Consider the following 17,732-nt stretch of genomic DNA (forward strand, 5'->3'; position numbering starts at 1 on the left):
CCGGCTTATTGGCCTAGCGGAACCAGTAGCGGAATGTAGCCTAGCTTGCGTAGCTCCATCATGGCTTCTTCCGCTTCTGCACGGCTCTTGAACGGGCCTAGTTGTACCTTGGTCTCGCTGCGGGCATTGATGCCGCGCTTTTTTAGTTCATCCATCAGCTTCTCCGCGTTATCCGGGCTGGAAAACAAGCCTAGCTGTACGTTGTAGCCGAAAGAGCTGCCTTGCGGTCTGGCGGGAGCTGGCGGTGTAGCAAGGGCTGCCTGCTCTGCTGCGCGTGGCTTTGGCTGATCGCCTGGCAAGGTGGCTTTGTGCTGTGCGGGCGCGGGGAGAGATTCGCGTACCGGCGGGTTAGTCTGCACGAGTTTGGGACTGGCCGGCTTGGGGAGGCTTGGGGGTGGGACGTGCGCTTCGACCATTAATTTGGGTAAGGCGCTCATGCCTGGTGTGGCGGAAAGGTCAGGGCTGGCAGGTCGGGTGGACTCGGCGACCGGCGCGCTGGTGTTGATGCTGGCAACGGGCGCCTCGGGCTCTATGGCTTGGGGGGGCAACAAGGTGCCGCTGATTTTGCCGCTGCTGGCGTCGCTTATTTTTGGTTTGGATTTCAGTGCATTCATCAGCGGAATGACGGCCAGTGCCGCCACGATCAGACCCAGTGCGATGGCGATGCGTTTTTTTGTCTTGGGGTTGACGCCGTCCGTGGTCTGTTTTTCAGGGGGTGGCAAAGTGGTCATGGATTCATTATCTGCAGCAAAGGCTTGAGAAGGCTGGTAAAATATGTGGTTCTTCGATTGGTCTCACTCACCCGACGCAAAGCTGACATCTGATCAGTCAATGCGTCTGTCTTAGGTAATAAGGGGATTTATATGGCAATTGAACGTACTCTGTCCATCGTTAAGCCTGATGCTGTTGCTAAAAACGTCATCGGCAAGATCTATGACCGTTTCGAATCGGCAGGTCTGAAAGTGGTTGCTGCTCGCATGAAGCAGTTGTCGCGCGCCGAAGCCGAAGGCTTCTACGCCGTACACAAAGAGCGCCCTTTCTTTGCTGACCTGGTTAGCTTCATGATCTCCGGTCCGGTGATGGTTCAGGTGCTGGAAGGCGAAAACGCCGTCCTGAAGAACCGTGAGCTGATGGGTGCGACTGATCCGAAGAAAGCCGATGCCGGCACCATCCGTGCCGATTTCGCCGATTCCATCGACGCCAATGCCGTCCATGGTTCCGATAGCCTGGAGAATGCAGCGATCGAAATCGCCTACTTCTTCGCTGCTTCCGAAATCAGCGCGCGTTAATTCTGTTTTTTGAAACGGCAGCCGCCTGTTTCGGTGGCTGCCGTTTTTTCTGAGGTACTCATGAAGACCAACCTGCTCGACTTCAATCTGGATCAGCTGACTCAACACTTTGCCGCAATGGGCGAGAAGCCTTTTCGCGCCAAGCAGGTGATGCGCTGGATGCACCAGATGGCACAGTCCGACTTCGATGCGATGACCGACATCGCCAAGAGTCTGCGTGCCAAGCTGCACGAAACTGCGGAAGTTCGCGTGCCGGCGCTGATGATGGGGCAGGAGTCCGGCGATGGTACCCGCAAGTGGCTGCTGGACGTAGGGACGGGCAACGGTGTTGAAACCGTGTTTATCCCGGAGAACGAGCGCGGCACTTTGTGCGTGTCATCTCAGGTCGGTTGTGCGCTGGAGTGCACTTTTTGCTCGACCGGGCGTCAGGGGTTCAATCGCAACCTGTCGACTGCCGAGATTATCGGCCAGTTGTGGTGGGCGAATAAGGCGCTAGGCGTGACGCCGAAAGAGGAAAGAGTCGTCTCCAATGTGGTGATGATGGGCATGGGCGAGCCTTTGGCCAACTACGACAATGTAGTGTCGGCGCTGAACATCATGCTGGATGATCATGCTTACGGCTTGAGCCGGCGCCGGGTGACGGTGTCGACTTCGGGTCTGGTGCCGCAGATGGACCGATTGCGCGAGGATTGTCCGGTGGCGCTGGCGGTGTCGCTGCATGCGCCTAATGACGCTCTGCGTGACGTGATTGTGCCTATCAACAAGAAATACCCGCTCAAGGAACTGATGGCGGCGTGCCAGCGCTATCTGGAAAGAGCGCCACGCGACTTCGTGACCTTCGAGTATGTGATGCTTGACGGCATCAATGACAGGCCGGAACATGCTCGTCAATTAATCGAGCTGGTGCGTGATGTGCCTTGCAAGTTCAACCTGATTCCATTTAACCCGTTCCCGAATTCGGGCTACGGCCGTTCCAGCAACAACGCGATCCATATTTTCCGCGAACTGCTGCAAGAGGCCGGGCTGGTCGTGACCGTGCGCAAGACCCGCGGCGATGATATCGATGCCGCTTGCGGCCAGTTGGCCGGCCAGGTGCAGGACAAGACGCGCCGCCAGGCTAAGTGGACGCAGATCATCGAGGAAGGCAAGCAATGATGCGGATGCGGCGCTGGGGTTTGTGTCTGGCATGGTTATGCCTGCCAGTCCTGGCGCTTGCCAGTTCGCTGGAGCTGGCCCAGACCCGGGCGCAACTGGCGGTCGAATATATGCGCTACGGTAATATGCGTGCGGCGCTGGATTCAGCTGACGAGGCGGTCAAGGCGGATAGCAGTTATCAAAATGGCCAGTTGGTGCGCGCACTGGTATTGATGCAACTGGGGATGGACAAAGAGGCTGAAGGTGCTTTTCGCAAGGCGCTGTCCATTGATGGTACCAATCCTGAAGTCAATAATAATTACGGCTGGTTTTTGTGCAAGGGCGCACGCGCTGCCGAGTCCATTGCCTATTTTACCCGTGCACTGGCTGACCCGTTGTATGACAAGCCGCAGACTGCGCAGTTGAATCGTGGTCTGTGCCTGATGAAACTGGATAAGCTGGATGAGGCCAATACCGATTTGTTGGCGGTATTGCGTTTCAATGGCAACGATGTGACGGCCTTGCGTGAAATGACGCGTTTGCAGTTGCAGGGCAATAATGCAAAGCTGGCAGCTTTTTACTACCAGCGCCTGCGTCGTGAAGTTGCGACGCCCGGCCCCGCCGATTTGTGGTTAGGGGTGCGTCTGGCGCGCCTGCAGGCTGACAAGGCCGCAGAAAAACGTCTGGGTGACACGCTTTTGGCCAGCTACCCCGACTCGGTCGAAACCCAACACTATCTGAGTGGAAATTAAGCTGATGGAACCAGCTGATAAGCGAATAGGGGACACCGTCTCCGTCGGTATGCAGTTAAAGCGGGCGCGTGAGGCACAGCAACTGAGTCTGGGTGATGTGGCCGAACGCCTGAAACTGTCGGTGCGCCAGCTGGAGGCCATCGAGCGCGATGATTATGCCTTTTTGCCGGGGCCAACTTTTGTGCGCGGCTTTGTGCGCAATTACGCCCGTTTCCTGAACCTTGACTCTGTGCCGTTGATGCGCCTGCTGGATGAGGCTTTTCCTCCACTGGATGCCGAGCTTGCTATTTCGCAGCAAGAAGTGCAGAGCGATACCGAGGCTGGCCGCTGGGGTGCGCCCCGACTCTTGCTGGCGCTGCTGGCCGCTGGTGCCATTGCTGCTGCAGGCTGGTGGTTCTCTACCCAGCCGGGTAGCGAAGAAGCGCCGGCAAGCCCGGGGGACTTGAGTCCGATGCTGACCGTGGAGCAGCCCGCTGCAGTAGATGTTGTGACGGAGGAGGTGCCGCAGGCATCTGCGCCAGCTGCCGCCAAGCCTGTCGCCTCTGCGCCTGCTGTTGCTGTCAAGGTAGAGCCTGCGGTGTCGCCTGAGTCCGGTCTGCGTTTGTCCAGCACTCAGGAGTCCTGGGTCTCGGTGACGGATGCCAAGGGGCAGAAGCTGATGTTTGGCAGCCTGATGCCGGGCGAAGAAAAAACACTGGCCGGCACGCCGCCTTACCGTGTACGCATCGGCAATGCAAGCCATGTGACTGTGATCTACAAGGGGCAGCCGGTGGACATGACCGGCAAGATTCGTGGCTCGACCGCCACGCTCAAGCTGGATTGAGGCATCTATGGATAGTTATGGCATTCCCCGTCGCGTGACACGCCAGGTTCGTATCGGCCACCTGATAACAGGTAGCGATGCACCGGTGCTGGTGCAGTCGATGACCAATACCGATACGGCCGATGCGGCGGCGACAGCCGCTCAGGTGTACGAGCTGGCCGAGGCCGGCTCCGAAGTGGTGCGTATTACCGTCAATAGCCCGGAGGCCGCAGCCGCCGTCGCCGAAGTGCGGCAGCGGCTGGATGATCTGGGGTGCAGTGTACCGCTGGTGGGCGACTTTCATTTCAATGGCGATAAGCTGCTGAAAGACTATCCGGACTGTGCCCGTGCGCTGGCCAAATACCGCATCAATCCGGGCAATGTGGGCAAGGGTGCGCGTGGCGACGAAAAGTTTGCCTTTATGGTGCGTACCGCCATGGAGCTGGATAAGGCGGTGCGTATCGGAGTGAACTGGGGGAGTCTGGATCAGGCCTTGGTGGTGCGCATGATGGATCACAATGCACGCCTGGCCCAGCCGTTGCCGCCGGACGCGGTGATGCGCGAAGCGCTGATTGTGTCGGCGCTGGAAAGTGCGGACAAGGCGATGGAGCTGGGGCTGCCAGCCGACAATATTATCCTGTCGTGCAAGGTCAGCCATGTGCAGGATCTGATTACCGCTTACCGTAACTTGGCTAGCCGCTGCGATTTTCCGCTGCATCTGGGCCTGACCGAAGCCGGCATGGGCAGCAAGGGCATTGTCGCCTCCAGTGCGGCTTTGGCTGTGCTTTTGCAAGAAGGCATAGGCGACACCATCCGTATCTCACTGACACCGCAGCCGGGCGAGTCGCGCACGCGCGAAGTGATTGTGGCGCAGGAGTTGCTGCAGACTATGGGCTTGCGCAGTTTCGTGCCTTTGGTCACCGCCTGCCCCGGCTGTGGCCGCACCAGCAGTACCGTATTCCAGGAACTGGCCGACAGTATCCAGACCTATCTGCGCGAGTCCATGCCGGTATGGCGCTTGCAATATCCGGGCGTGGAAGAGATGAAGGTGGCGGTCATGGGCTGCGTGGTCAATGGTCCGGGCGAGAGCAAGCTGGCCGATATTGGTATTTCGCTGCCCGGAACCGGCGAAGTGCCAGTGGCGCCGGTGTATGTGGACGGCGAGAAAACCGTGACGCTCAAGGGCGAGTCTATTGCCGCCGAGTTCAAGGTGCTGGTCGACGACTATGTGGCAAGCCGTTATGGCGAGGGTGGCAGCAAGCGCCGCGCATCAGGCTCGAAAGTGATTCCGATCAGGGCGGCGGTTTGATCCGTCCTGCAACAGTGGTTTGATTTAACAAGAAAAGATCATGGCTCAGAAAATTCAGGCGATTCGCGGCATGAACGATGTGCTGCCGGCCGAGTCGCACCAGTGGGAGTATTTTGAAGGGGTGTTGCGCAAGTTGCTGGCCGATTATGGCTATCAGAATATCCGCACCCCTATCGTCGAAGCGACGCCCTTGTTTGTGCGCTCTATCGGCGAGGTGACCGATATCGTCGAGAAGGAAATGTATACCTTCACCGATGCCCTGAATGGGGACAGTCTGACGCTGCGTCCGGAAGGCACGGCCGGCACCTTGCGTGCCGTGGTCGAACACAATCTGCTGTATAACGCCACGCAGAAACTGTGGTATCAGGGGCCGATGTATCGCCACGAGCGCCCGCAAAAAGGACGTTACCGCCAGTTCCATCAGGTGGGTATCGAGGCGCTGGGCTTCGCCGGGCCGGATATCGACGCCGAAATCATCCTGCTGACGGCTGATCTGTGGCAGCGTTTGGGCTTGCAGGACAGTGTGCAGCTGGAAATCAATACGCTGGGCAATAAGGAAGAGCGTGCGGCGCATCGCGAAGCGCTGGTGGCCTATCTTGAGCAGCATGCGGATAGCCTCGACGAGGACGGCAAGCGCCGCATGTACAGCAATCCCCTGCGCGTGCTGGACACCAAAAATCCAGCCTTGCAGGCTATGGCTAATGCCGCGCCGCGCCTGATCGACTATCTGGGGGAGGCCTCCCGTGCCCATTACGAGGGCTGGAAGGCGATGATTGGTGCGCTGGGTATCCGCTTCGTGGAAAACCCGCGCCTGGTGCGAGGTCTGGATTATTACAACCAGTCCGTGTTCGAATGGGTAACGACCGAACTGGGCGCGCAGGGTACGGTCTGCGCCGGTGGCCGTTATGATGGCCTGACCGAGCAGCTGGGCGGCAAACCTGCCCCAGGCATCGGTTTTGGCATGGGCATGGAGCGTGTGTTGCTGCTGCTGGCCGCCAAGGATTTGCTGCCCAAGGCACGCGCAGTGGATGTCTATCTGGTACAGCAGGGCGAGGGCGCGGCCATGTATGGCATGCGCGTAGCGCGCAGCTTGCGCGAGGCTGGCTATTCGGTGATCCAGCACTTGGGCGATGGCAGCTTCAAGTCGCAAATGAAAAAGGCCGATGCCTCGGGTGCGGAATTCGCGCTGATCGTCGGTGAAAACGAGATGGCAGCCGGTACAGTGGCGGTGAAACCGCTGCGTACCGAGCTGGCTCAGGAAGTGGTGGCGGTGGATGCGCTTGCGCTGACACTGGCACGTCTGAAATCATAAATAGGGGAGGGGCACCATGGCATTCGACTTGCAGGAGCAGGAACAGATAGACACGATGCGTACCTTCTGGCAGCAGTGGGGCAAGTGGCTGGCCGCCGCCGTGCTGGTCGCGTGTGCCGCTTATCTTGGCTTCAAGGGCTGGCATCTGTATCAGGGTGAGCGTGCGGAAAAAGCCTCGGCCGTATTTGCCCAGCTGGAAAGTGCCGCGCCTGGTGGTGATCTGGCCAAGATCCGTTCGATTACCAGCAGCTTGCAGCAGGAGTACGGCTCGACATCCTATGCGCCACGCGCTTCGCTGCTGGCAGCCAAGCTGGCATTTGAAAAAAACGATCTGGCGATGGCGCAGAGCCAGCTTAAGTGGGTGATTGGCAATACCAAGGAACCTTCGGTGCTGGCCATTGCCCATCTGCGTCTTGCTGCGGTATTGCTGGATCTCAAGCAGTATGATGGCGCGCTGGCCGAGCTGAATGCAGAGCACCCGGCTGGTTTTGACAGCTTCTTTCTCGATATGAAGGGGGATGTCCTGTTCGCCCGTGGCGACCATAAGGCTGCGATGGATGCTTATAAGGCCGCACTGGCCAAGCAAAGCGCAGAAGACCCGATGCGGGAATTCGTGCAAGCCAAAATTGATGCGATCGGGAGCTGATTGATGCTACGCCATACCTTTGCCGCTATTGCCGTTTCCTCGCTTTTGGCCGGTTGTGCCAGCTGGTTTGAAGGCGCCCAGGCTTACGAGCCGACCCCGCTTGCCAAAATTGAGCAGACTCATGCGCTCAATCTGAAATGGCAGGCCCGTGTGCCCGAGGCGAGTCAGGGGCTGTTTGTCCCTGCTCATTATCAGGGGGTACTGGCTGCTAGCGGTAATAACGGCGAAGTGGTGCTGCTGGACGCCTTAACCGGCAAGAAAAATGCCGAATTCCGAGTGAAGGGCGAAACACTGGGCGCCGGTGTCGCTGCAGGGGAAGGGGCCTATTTTGTCGGTAACGACAAGGGTGAGCTGCTTGCTGTGGACGCAACGGGCAAGGTGTTGTGGCGTCAGAAGTTGACCAGCGTGTTGTCCGAGCCGCCGGTACTGGCCGCCGGCATGGTGGTGACGCATGCTGCAGATGGGCGTCTGACCGCGTTTGATGCCAAGGATGGCAAGTCCATCTGGACGCAATGGCAGGCACCGCCTTCCTTGATGGTACGCGCCACCACTCCGGTGATGCTGGCCATAGGCAAGGAGGTTCTGGTTACAGGGATAGCCGGTGGCAAGCTGGCCGTCTACAATCTGCAGTCCGGTGCCCCTTTGTGGGAAGGCACCGTTGCTTCGCCGCGTGGCGGTAGCGAGCTTGAGCGCGTGACCGATGTGGTCAGCCAGCCACAGTTTGATGGTCGCCGCGTGTGTGCGGTTGCCTATCAGGGCCGTGTGGCGTGCTTTGATGCGCGCGGCGGCAATCTGGTCTGGGCGCGGGAAGTGGCAAGTAGCCGGGGGCTGGCGCTGGACAGTCGCGCGGCCTATGTGACCGGTGAAGATGGCGCGATCTGGGCGTTTGATATCGAGACCGGACGCAATTTGTGGAAAAACGATGCTCTGCGCTACCGTGATGTCAGCGGACCGGTAATGCTGGGCAAGAATATTCTGGTACTGGATGGCGAAGGTTACGCTCACCTTCTTGCCAGCGAGGACGGCCGCCTGATCGGTCGCACGCGTACCGGAGCCGAAGGAACCCTCAGCCAGCCTGTGTCGCTGGGTGACGCTGCCTATGTGCAAGGTCGCAACGGCCGTTTGGCCGTACTGAATTAACCAAGTCTGAATTAATGAAACCGACAATCGCACTGGTTGGCCGTCCCAATGTGGGCAAGTCAACCCTGTTTAACCGCCTGACGCGTTCCCGTGACGCGCTGGTTGCTGACCAGCCCGGTCTGACCCGTGACCGTCACTATGGTCATGGCCGCATGGGTAGCAAGCCCTACCTGGTGATCGACACCGGCGGCTTTGAGCCCGTGGTCGACGATGGCATTCTGTGGGAAATGGCACGCCAGACCCTGCAGGCCGTGGATGAAGCGGACGCCATTGTGTTCCTGGTTGATGGCCGTAGTGGTCTGACACCGCAAGACAAGCTGATTGCCAACCGCTTGCGTCAGAGCCAGCGGCCGATTTTTCTGGTAGTGAACAAGGCCGAGGGCATGAGCCCGGCCATGGCGGCCGCCGAGTTCCACGAGCTGGCACTGGGTGACCCGTATGCGCTGTCGGCCTCGCATGGCGATGGCGTGCGCGAACTGATCGAAACCGTGCTTGAGCGTTTCCCTGATGCGACGGAAGAAGAGGCGAGCAAGCATCCGAAATTTGCCGTCATCGGACGCCCTAATGTCGGAAAATCGACGCTGGTGAATGCCATTTTGGGTGAAGAGCGCGTGATTGCGTTCGACCAGGCCGGTACCACGCGCGACAGCATCTATATCGATTTCGAGCGCGAAGACCGCAACTACACCATTATCGACACCGCTGGCGTGCGCCGTCGTGGCAAGGTCAATGAAACCATTGAGAAATTCTCGGTGATCAAGACCATGCAGGCGATCGAGGATGCCAATGTGGCTGTGCTGGTGCTGGATGCGCAGCAGGATGTGTCCGAGCAGGATGCAACCATTGCCGGCTTCGCGCTGGAGGCTGGGCGCGCACTGGTGGTGGCGGTGAATAAATGGGATCACCTCGATAACGAGCAAAGAGAGAAGATCCACCGCGATGTCGCGCGCAAGCTGGCCTTCCTTGATTTTGCCAAGTTCCACTATATCTCTGCGCTGGAAGGCAAGGGAGTAGGGGAGTTGTTCAAGTCGATTGATGCCGCTTACAACGCCGCCATGAGCAAGCTGCCAACGCCTAAGCTGACCCGCTTGCTGCAACTGGCTATCGAACGCCAGCAGCCGCCACGGATAGGCTTGACCCGTCCCAAGTTGCGTTATGCGCACCAGGGCGGCATGAATCCGCCGATTATCGTGATTCACGGCAATTCGCTGGATAGTGTGCCGGATAGCTACACTCGTTACCTGGAAAACCTGTATCGTAAAGCTTTCCAGCTGCAAGGCACGCCGCTCAGGGTACAATACAAGTCCAGCGTCAACCCGTATGAGGTTGAAGCCAGCGGCGGCAAGCTCAGCATGCTGAAACAGCGTGCGGCGAACAAGGCGGAAGCCAAGGCGCGCGAGCAGGCCAAAGAGAAGGAAAAGCTGCCAGTCAAGGCGCGCGTACCGGCCAAAAGCAAGGCCGATGGCAAGGTGGCTGCCAAGCCGTTTGGCCGACCTGGCGCCAAGCCTGCAGCCAAAACCGGCGGCAAGGCGGTAGCTAAGAATCGAACCAAGAGATAGTACGTCGGTATTTTTTCTGCTAAAAAGAATTTTGGCACCGTTGTGTTTATCTTGAACGAAAACAATTTACGAAGTTTGGAGAATAAAAATGAGCGCTAAAGGGCAAATGCTACAAGACCCGTTTCTGAACATTCTGCGCAAGGAGCACGTGCCAGTTTCCATTTATCTGGTGAACGGCATCAAGCTGCAAGGTCAGATCGAGTCTTTCGATCAGTATGTGGTGCTGCTGAAGAATACTGTGACCCAGATGGTATACAAGCATGCCATCTCCACCGTTGTGCCCGCCCGTGCAGTCAGCATTCCGCATGATGGTCCGGGGGCCGCTGCCAAGGCAGAAGCCCAGTCCGAAGGCTGATTCAGTTTTTGGTGCCATTAAGGGCTGACGGATTCGCCGGCAGGCGTTTTCTTCAGCCCCTATCTTTTTTAAAGACGGGGAAGCCGTGTTCGATCGTCCCGATCAGGGCGACCAGGCCATTCTGGTTTGTCTGGATTTTGGTGAGGCCGACTATGAGGAGGGCGTGCAGGAATGCACCGACCTTGTCAGGAGTGCAGGCGTCAGTATCCACGGTGTGCTGCGCGGCAAGCGCAGCCGTCCGGATCCGGCCTTATTTGCCGGTAAAGGCAAGGTCGAGGAGTTGGCTGCTCTGGTGAGGGCCAGCGAGGCCGATGTGGTGATTTTCAATCACCAGTTGTCGCCAGGACAGGAGCGCAACCTGGAGCGTGCGCTGCAGTGCCGGGTGATAGACCGCAGTAGCCTGATTCTCGATATCTTTGCACAACGTGCACGCAGCCATGAGGGCAAGCTGCAGGTCGAACTGGCGCAGCTGTCGCATCTGGCGACGCGACTGGTACGCGGCTGGACCCACCTTGAGCGGCAAAAGGGCGGTATCGGCCTGCGCGGCCCAGGGGAAACCCAGCTGGAAACCGATCGCCGTTTGCTGGGTAACCGGGTCAAGATGCTGAAGGATAGGCTGGTTCAGGTACAAAAGCAGCGTCATACCCAGCGCCGTGGCCGTATCCGTGCCGGTTTTGCCTCGGTATCCATTGTCGGCTACACCAATGCCGGCAAGTCGACCTTGTTCAATAGCCTGACCAAGGCGCGCATTTATGCCGCCGACCAGTTGTTTGCCACCCTGGACACTACCAGCCGGCGTTTATATCTGAATCAGGATTGCTCTATTGTCTTGTCGGATACCGTCGGTTTTATTCGAGATTTGCCACATACGCTGGTGGCTGCTTTTCGCGCCACGCTGGAAGAAACCGTGCAGGCCGATCTCTTGCTGCATGTGGTGGATTCTGCCAGCAGCATGCGCGAGCAGCAGGTAGCGGCGGTGAATCAGGTGCTGGCTGAAATTGGTGCCGACACGATTCCACAGCTGATGGTGTGGAATAAGACGGATTTACGTGGTTTGCCGCCCGAAATCGAGTACGATGATAGCGGGCGACCGGTTTCTGTTCGTGTTTCTGCATTGACTGGTGAGGGGCTGGAACTCTTGCGCACAGCCATTGCCCTACTTGTTTCAAATGATTTACCCCAAGAACCTAACCAAAAAGACCCCGATTGCGATGTCACAATTTGACCCGAACCGAGGCCGTGGAGGTAACGACGGCCCGCCTGACCTGGACGAAATTTTTCGCCGCCTGAATCAGAAGCTTTCGCGCCTGCTGGGTGCCAAGCCGCCGGTCACGGGTGGTAGTCCTAGCCCTGAAGTTTCTCCAGGCGGCATATTCCGTGGTGGCGCACTGGCAGTCGTGGGTGTGGTGGCTGCCCTGTGGCTGGGTAGCGGATTTTATGTCGTGGATGCCAGCGAAGAAGGTGTGGTCTTGCGTCTGGGCAGCTACTCGCGTACTACCGGACCTGGTCTGGGTTGGCATTTGCCTTACCCGTTCGAGAAGGTCGAGATTGTCAACCTGACCGAGGTGCGCAGTCTGGAGATTGGCTACCGCGGCAGCGCCAAAAACCGTATTCCGGAAGAAGCGCTGATGCTGACCGACGACCAGAACATCATCGATGTCCAGTTCTCGGTGCAATACGATATCAAGGATGCCAAGGATTTCCTGTTCAATAATGCTGCACGGGAAAAAGACGCCAAGGACATCGTCAAGCAGGCAGCCGAGACGGCTATCCGCGAGGTGGTAGGGCGTAACAAGGTCGACTTTGTATTGAACGAGGGGCGAGCCCAGATTGCGGTCGAAGCCCAGACACTGATCCAGCAGATTGTGGATCGTTACAAGCTCGGCATTCGTATTGCCAAGGTCAACATCAACGACGTGCAGCCGCCACAGGCCGTTAGCGCGGCATTTGATGATGCGGTCAAAGCCGGTCAGGACAAGGAAAAGCTGCGCAACGAAGGGCAGGCTTACGCCAATGATGTGATTCCTAAAGCCCGGGGTCTGGCATCGCGTCTGATGGAAGAGGCCGAAGGCTATCGTCAGCGGGTGGTTGATAATGCCGAGGGTGATGCTTCGCGTTTCACCTCGGTACTGTCACAGTACGCCAAGGCACCCAAGGTCATGCGTGATCGCATGTACTACGACATGATGCAGCAGGTCATGAGCAATACCTCCAAGGTCGTGGTTGACCAGAAAGGCGGTGGTAATCTTCTGTATCTGCCATTGGACAAGTTGATGCAGCAAGCGGCACCGGGAGCTAATCCTGCCCAGGCGGCGTCTGCCGCTGCGCCTGCGCCTGCCGTGGCGGCCAAGCCGGCTGCCGCTGCCCCTGCCCGCAGCGGGCGTGACCTGACAGACCGCGCCGGGCGGACTGCTGAAACTACGGGCGAGGAGTAAACCATGGATAAACTGATACCGACCCTGGTCGCGCTGGTCGCGGGCCTGTTGCTGCTTTCCATGTCGATGTTTACCGTGGATCAGCGCCAGTATGCAATGGTGTTCCAGTTTGGTGAGGTGGTACGCATCATCTCCAAGCCTGGCATACAGTTCAAAGTGCCTTTCCTGCAGAATGTGCGTTACTTTGACAAGCGTACGCAGACTATCGACGCCGAAGCGCCCGAGCTCTTTAATACGCGCGAGAAAAAGAACGTATTGGTCGACAGCTATGTGAAGTGGCGCGTGGTCAATGTCGAGCAGTTCTATAAGAGCGTGGGTGGCAACGAGCTGGCGGCCGTGTCGCGCCTGAAGCAGATCATCAATGACGGCTTGCGCGCCGAGTTCGGTCAGAAGGATGTTTCTGATGTGATTTCCGGCAAGCGCGAACAGGTGATGGCGGTAGTAAAGCAGCGCGCTGATGCAGAAGCACGTAAAATGGGCGTCGAAATTCTCGATGTGCGCTTAAAGCGCGTCGATTTTCCGGATAAAATCAGCACGTCCGTGTACGAGCGCATGCGTTCCGAACGCTTGACCGTTGCCAGCCAGCTACGCAGTGAAGGTGCTGCCGAGGCCGAACGTATCCGTGCCGATGCCGATCGTCAGCGCGAGATCATTCTGTCGCAAGCCTACAAGGATGCGCAGCGGATCAAGGGTGAGGGCGATGCCAAGTCGGGTGCGATTTATGCGCAGGCTTATGGCAATAATCCCGAGTTCTATGCGTTCTGGCGTAGCATGCAGGCCTACAAGGAATCGTTCAAGAACAAGAGCGATGTAATGGTCTTGCAGCCTGACTCCGCGTTCTTCAAGTATTTCAAGAACCCAGCGGCAGCTGGAAAGTAGTAATATCATCCGTTATCAGCCGGATAACCGGCTGATTCGTTAAAGCCAAGGCGGGAGTGTCTCCCGCCTTTTATTGTGTAGCGATTTCAAACATGCGCAACTGGCTGTTACCCGAACATATTGCCGACATTTTGCCGGCAACCGCACGTCAGGTGGAGTCCGCCAAGGCGGCGATGCTGGAGCAGTTCCGCACCGCAGGCTACGAGCTGGTCTCTCCGCCTTTGATCGAATATATCGAGGCACTGGTGTCGGAAGACGATGGTGCGCTCGATATCAAGACTTTCAAGCTGGATGACCATCTGTCCGGCCGGCAACTGGGTCTGCGTGCCGACATCACACCGCAGGTGGCGCGTATCGATGCCCACCTGCTGTCGGAGCGTACCGGCGTCACGCGCCTGTGTTACGCCGGCAGTGTGGTGCATGCGCGCCCGAACGGGCTGATGAGTTCGCGCGAGCCTTTGCAGGTGGGCGCCGAGCTTTATGGTTACGCCGGCATCGAGGCGGATCTGGAAGTGATAGGTCTGATGCTGGACGCCTTGCGTCTGGGCGGGGTGGAGAATATCCGTCTGGACGTCGGCCATATCGCGATTTTCCGTGGTCTGGTTGCCGCCGCCGCACTGGATGCTACGAGTGCCCGCGAGCTGTTTGCCGCGCTGCAAAGCAAGGATGGCGCCACAATCCGCGAGCTGGTTGCCGGGGTAGCCGAGCCTTACCGTTCGGCTTTTATCGCTTTGCCCGAGCTGTATGGCCCGGCCAGCATGCTGGAAAGCGCGCGTTCACGCCTGCCGTCCCTGCCCGAGATAGAGCTGGGCTTGATGCAGTTGTCGGCTATTGCCCGCGCTTTGCAGGGCAAGGTCGAGCTAAGCTTTGATCTGGCCGAATTGCGCAGCGGTTTCTATCATACCGGTTTGCTATTCACCGCTTATGCGCCGGGCTGGTCCGATGCACTGGCGCGTGGCGGCCGTTACGATAATGTCGGCCGGCGCTTTGGCCGTGCGCGTCCGGCTACCGGTTTCAGTCTGGATCTGCGCGACTTGATTCGTATTTTGCCTGCGCGTCATCCTGCGCGCGGCATCCGGGTGGCTGCACGCCAGTTGCCTGATGCATCAAACGAAGTGGCGCGTTTACGCGCGACCGGCGAGATCGTGGTACTGGATTATCTGGGCGAATCTGCCGAAGCCTTGGGCTGCGACCGTGAACTGGTGGCAACGAGCGAAGGCTGGCAGATCGTTCCGTTTCATTGAACTCATTTTGACCGAGAAGAAGAGGTTGCTTCCGATGTCCAACAAGAACGTAGTGGTAATTGGTACCCAGTGGGGTGATGAAGGCAAGGGCAAGATCGTCGATTGGCTGACCGATCACGCTGAAGCCGTGGTGCGCTTTCAGGGCGGCCACAATGCCGGCCACACCCTGGTCGTTAACGGCAAGAAGACCATCCTGCGCCTGATCCCGTCCGGCATCCTGCGCGCCGGTGTTGAGTGCTTCATCGGTAACGGTGTGGTGCTGTCGCCTGAAGCCTTGCTCAAAGAAATCGACGAGCTGCTCGCTGCCGGTGTCGATGTTGACAAGCGCCTGAAGATCGCCGAAGGCTGCCCGCTGATCCTGCCTTACCACGTTGCACTGGATCAGGCGCGTGAATTGGCCAAGGGCGCCGGCAAGATCGGTACCACCGGTCGCGGCATCGGCCCGGCTTACGAAGACAAGGTCGCTCGCCGTGCTCTGCGCGTGATTGACTTGTTCGACCGCGAGGCTTTCGCGGCCAAGCTCAAGGAAAATGTCGATTACTACAATTTCCAGCTGACCCAATACCACAAGGCCGATCCGGTCAGCTTCGAGGCCATCCTCGAGCAGACCATGCTGCTGGCCGAGCGCATCAAGCCTATGGTTGCCGATGTGTCGCGTACGCTGTACGACAAGAACGCTGCTGGCGTGCCGCTGCTGTTTGAAGGTGCGCAAGGTACGTTGCTGGACATCGATCACGGTACCTACCCGTTTGTGACCTCGTCCAACTGCGTAGCCGGTGCTGCTGCACCGGGTGCCGGTGTTGCGCCGCAAATGCTCAGCTATGTGCTGGGTATCGTTAAGGGCTACACCACCCGCGTAGGTTCCGGTCCATTCCCGACCGAGCAGGAAAACGAAATCGGTGCTTTCCTGGCCGAGCGTGGCAATGAGTTCGGCTCGGTCACCGGCCGTCCGCGTCGTTGCGGCTGGTTCGATGCTGCCGCGCTCAAGCGCTCCATCCAGATCAATGGCGTAACCGGCCTGTGCGTGACCAAGCTGGACGTAATGGACGGTCTGGAAGAGATCAAGCTGTGCGTGGGCTATATGCTTGATGGCAAGAAGATCGATATCCTGCCGTTCGGTTCGGATGCGGTCAGCAAGTGCGAGCCTATCTATGAAGTGATGCCGGGTTGGAGCGAAACGACTTTCGGGACCAAAACCTGGGATAAGCTGCCGGCCAATGCTCAGGCTTACCTGACCCGCATCGCCGAAGTGTGCGGTGCACCGGTTGCCATCGTGTCTACCGGTCCGGATCGCGAAGAAACCATCGTGCTGCAACATCCTTACGGCCTGTAAGCGCTGTTCTGCCCCGATAAAAAGACCCGCCTGGCGGGTCTTTTTGCATTTCCAGCGACACCGTATGCTTGAGAGTGACGCGCTTCGTGCGTAAGCTTGCGTTTTTCGGCCTTATGGCCTTATCTACGCGACGTTTTCCATGCACATCCATATCCTAGGCATTTGTGGCACTTTTATGGGCGGTATTGCCGCCATCGCCAAGCAGGCGGGGCACCGCGTCACCGGTTGCGATACCCATGTTTACCCGCCGATGAGTACCCAACTCGAAGCGATGGGCATCGAGCTTATCGAAGGCTTTGGCGCCGAGCAGATTGTGCTGGAGCCGGATATGTATGTGGTGGGCAATGTGGTGACGCGCGGCAAACCCTTGATGGAAGAGATCCTCGATCGCGGCCTGCCGTATATTTCCGGCCCGCAGTGGCTGGCCGAGCATGTCTTGCAGGGGCGCTGGGTACTGGCGGTGGCCGGCACCCATGGCAAAACCACCACCAGTGCCATGCTGGCCTGGATACTGGAGGATGCCGGTCTGGCTCCGGGCTTTCTGATTGGCGGCATTCCTGAGAACTTCGGTATCTCGGCCCGCCTGCCAGGCTCGCCACAGCAGGATCCGGCCAGCGAAAGCCCGTTTTTCGTGATCGAGGCCGACGAATACGACACTGCTTTTTTCGACAAGCGTTCCAAGTTTGTACACTACCGCCCGCGCACCGCCGTGCTGAACAATCTCGAGTTCGATCACGCCGATATTTTTGCCGATCTGCCGGCGATCGAGACCCAGTTTCATCACTTGGTGCGTACCGTGCCGTCCAAAGGACTGATCGTGGCCAATGGCCGCGAGGCCGCGCTGGAGCGGGTGCTGGCGCGCGGTTGCTGGACGCCGGTCGAGCCTTTCGGTGTCGATGGCGGCTGGCAGGTGGGGGATGTCGCCGCTGACGGCAGCTTCGAGGTGTTGCTGGATGGCGTGCAGCAGGGCCGGGTAGGCTGGGGCCTGATGGGGGAGCACAACCGTCTGAATGCACTGGCCGCAATTGCCGCGGCACGCCATGCCGGCGTGACGGTCAAGCAGAGTATCGATGCCTTGTCCCGCTTTGTGAATGTGAAGCGGCGCATGGAGGTGAAAGGCGTAGCGAACGGGGTGACCGTGTATGACGACTTTGCCCATCACCCGACGGCGATTGCCACTACGGTCGCCGGTCTGCGCGCCAAGGTGGGCAATGCACGCATTCTGGCGGTGCTGGAGCCCCGCTCCAATACCATGAAACTCGGCGCGATGAAGGATGCGCTGGCAGGCTCGCTGGGTGATGCCGATTTGGTGTATTGCTATGGTGCCAATCTGGGCTGGGACCCGGTACAGGCACTCGCGCCGCTGGGGAATGCTGCGGCCAGCTTTGATGACCTGGATGCCTTGCTTTTTGCCGTAGTGGCCGAAGCGCGGCCGGGTGACCAGATTCTGGTGATGAGTAATGGCGGCTTTGGCGGGATACACGGCAAGCTTTTGGTGGCGCTCGCTTAAAGCGCGCTATGTGATGTAAAAAAGGAGGCCCGT

16 protein-coding genes and 1 pseudogene are annotated in these 17,732 nt (G+C 58.6%); 16 read left to right on the forward strand and 1 reads right to left on the reverse strand.

Annotated elements, in window-relative coordinates:
* Nucleotides 1-5 precede the first annotated feature (5 nt).
* Nucleotides 6-731 carry an SPOR domain-containing protein gene (locus GQF02_RS01100; protein WP_124734078.1) on the reverse strand — a complete coding sequence of 242 codons (726 nt, stop codon included), beginning with the start codon at nt 729-731 and terminating at the stop codon, nt 6-8.
* A gap of 132 nt (nt 732-863) precedes the next feature.
* Between GQF02_RS01100 and ndk the strand changes: the two genes are divergently transcribed.
* From ndk to mpl, 16 genes and pseudogenes are all read left to right on the forward strand, one after another.
* Complete coding sequence (ndk, locus tag GQF02_RS01105) at nt 864-1,289, forward strand: nucleoside-diphosphate kinase (protein ID WP_124734079.1); 426 nt, start codon at nt 864-866, stop codon at nt 1,287-1,289.
* A 60-nt stretch (nt 1,290-1,349) separates the two neighbouring features.
* On the forward strand, nt 1,350-2,444 hold the full coding sequence (gene rlmN / locus GQF02_RS01110; RefSeq protein ID WP_160794275.1) for a 23S rRNA (adenine(2503)-C(2))-methyltransferase RlmN: 1,095 nt from the start codon (nt 1,350-1,352) through the stop codon (nt 2,442-2,444).
* Nucleotides 2,441-3,175, forward strand: a complete 735-nt coding sequence (pilW, locus tag GQF02_RS01115) for a type IV pilus biogenesis/stability protein PilW (protein WP_160794277.1) — start codon at nt 2,441-2,443, stop codon at nt 3,173-3,175. The genes rlmN and pilW overlap by 4 nt, the downstream gene beginning before the upstream one ends.
* 4 nt (nt 3,176-3,179) lie before the next feature.
* The gene (locus GQF02_RS01120; RefSeq protein ID WP_160794279.1) at nt 3,180-3,998 is read left to right on the forward strand and encodes a helix-turn-helix domain-containing protein; all 819 of its coding nucleotides are present in this window, start codon (nt 3,180-3,182) and stop codon (nt 3,996-3,998) included.
* A 7-nt stretch (nt 3,999-4,005) separates the two neighbouring features.
* Nucleotides 4,006-5,286, forward strand: coding sequence for a flavodoxin-dependent (E)-4-hydroxy-3-methylbut-2-enyl-diphosphate synthase (gene ispG, locus GQF02_RS01125; RefSeq protein ID WP_124734083.1), 1,281 nt, complete (start codon nt 4,006-4,008; stop codon nt 5,284-5,286).
* A gap of 40 nt (nt 5,287-5,326) precedes the next feature.
* A complete protein-coding gene (gene hisS, locus GQF02_RS01130) occupies nt 5,327-6,598 on the forward strand; it encodes a histidine--tRNA ligase (protein ID WP_160794281.1) in 1,272 nt (423 codons plus the stop codon).
* Nucleotides 6,599-6,614: 16 nt separating this feature from the next.
* Nucleotides 6,615-7,244 (forward strand): YfgM family protein, encoded by a 630-nt coding sequence (locus tag GQF02_RS01135; protein ID WP_160794283.1) that lies wholly within the window; start codon nt 6,615-6,617, stop codon nt 7,242-7,244.
* A 3-nt stretch (nt 7,245-7,247) separates the two neighbouring features.
* Complete coding sequence (gene bamB / locus GQF02_RS01140; protein WP_160794284.1) at nt 7,248-8,384, forward strand: outer membrane protein assembly factor BamB; 1,137 nt, start codon at nt 7,248-7,250, stop codon at nt 8,382-8,384.
* A 14-nt stretch (nt 8,385-8,398) separates the two neighbouring features.
* Nucleotides 8,399-9,775 (forward strand): annotated as a pseudogene (der, locus tag GQF02_RS01145) (ribosome biogenesis GTPase Der); the annotation flags it as partial.
* Between the two features lie 256 nt (nt 9,776-10,031).
* Nucleotides 10,032-10,298, forward strand: a complete 267-nt coding sequence (gene hfq / locus GQF02_RS01150; protein ID WP_124734088.1) for an RNA chaperone Hfq — start codon at nt 10,032-10,034, stop codon at nt 10,296-10,298.
* Between the two features lie 85 nt (nt 10,299-10,383).
* On the forward strand, nt 10,384-11,523 hold the full coding sequence (gene hflX / locus GQF02_RS01155; protein WP_160794286.1) for a ribosome rescue GTPase HflX: 1,140 nt from the start codon (nt 10,384-10,386) through the stop codon (nt 11,521-11,523).
* Nucleotides 11,510-12,733: an FtsH protease activity modulator HflK gene (gene hflK / locus GQF02_RS01160; RefSeq protein WP_160794287.1), complete on the forward strand. Its 1,224-nt coding sequence runs from the start codon at nt 11,510-11,512 to the stop codon at nt 12,731-12,733. Before hflX ends, hflK begins: the two co-directional genes overlap by 14 nt.
* A gap of 3 nt (nt 12,734-12,736) precedes the next feature.
* Nucleotides 12,737-13,612, forward strand: a complete 876-nt coding sequence (hflC, locus tag GQF02_RS01165) for a protease modulator HflC (protein WP_160794288.1) — start codon at nt 12,737-12,739, stop codon at nt 13,610-13,612.
* Between the two features lie 92 nt (nt 13,613-13,704).
* Nucleotides 13,705-14,856 (forward strand): ATP phosphoribosyltransferase regulatory subunit, encoded by a 1,152-nt coding sequence (locus GQF02_RS01170; protein WP_160794289.1) that lies wholly within the window; start codon nt 13,705-13,707, stop codon nt 14,854-14,856.
* A 34-nt stretch (nt 14,857-14,890) separates the two neighbouring features.
* Entirely contained in the window at nt 14,891-16,189 is a 1,299-nt protein-coding gene (locus tag GQF02_RS01175) for an adenylosuccinate synthase (RefSeq protein ID WP_124734093.1), read from the forward strand.
* A 139-nt stretch (nt 16,190-16,328) separates the two neighbouring features.
* Complete coding sequence (gene mpl / locus GQF02_RS01180) at nt 16,329-17,699, forward strand: UDP-N-acetylmuramate:L-alanyl-gamma-D-glutamyl-meso-diaminopimelate ligase (RefSeq protein ID WP_160794290.1); 1,371 nt, start codon at nt 16,329-16,331, stop codon at nt 17,697-17,699.
* The last annotated feature ends 33 nt before the right edge of the window (nt 17,700-17,732 follow it).

Origin of the sequence: Craterilacuibacter sinensis, from assembly GCF_009831765.1 — a bacterium.
In the GTDB taxonomy this organism is placed as follows: domain Bacteria; phylum Pseudomonadota; class Gammaproteobacteria; order Burkholderiales; family Chromobacteriaceae; genus Craterilacuibacter; species Craterilacuibacter sinensis.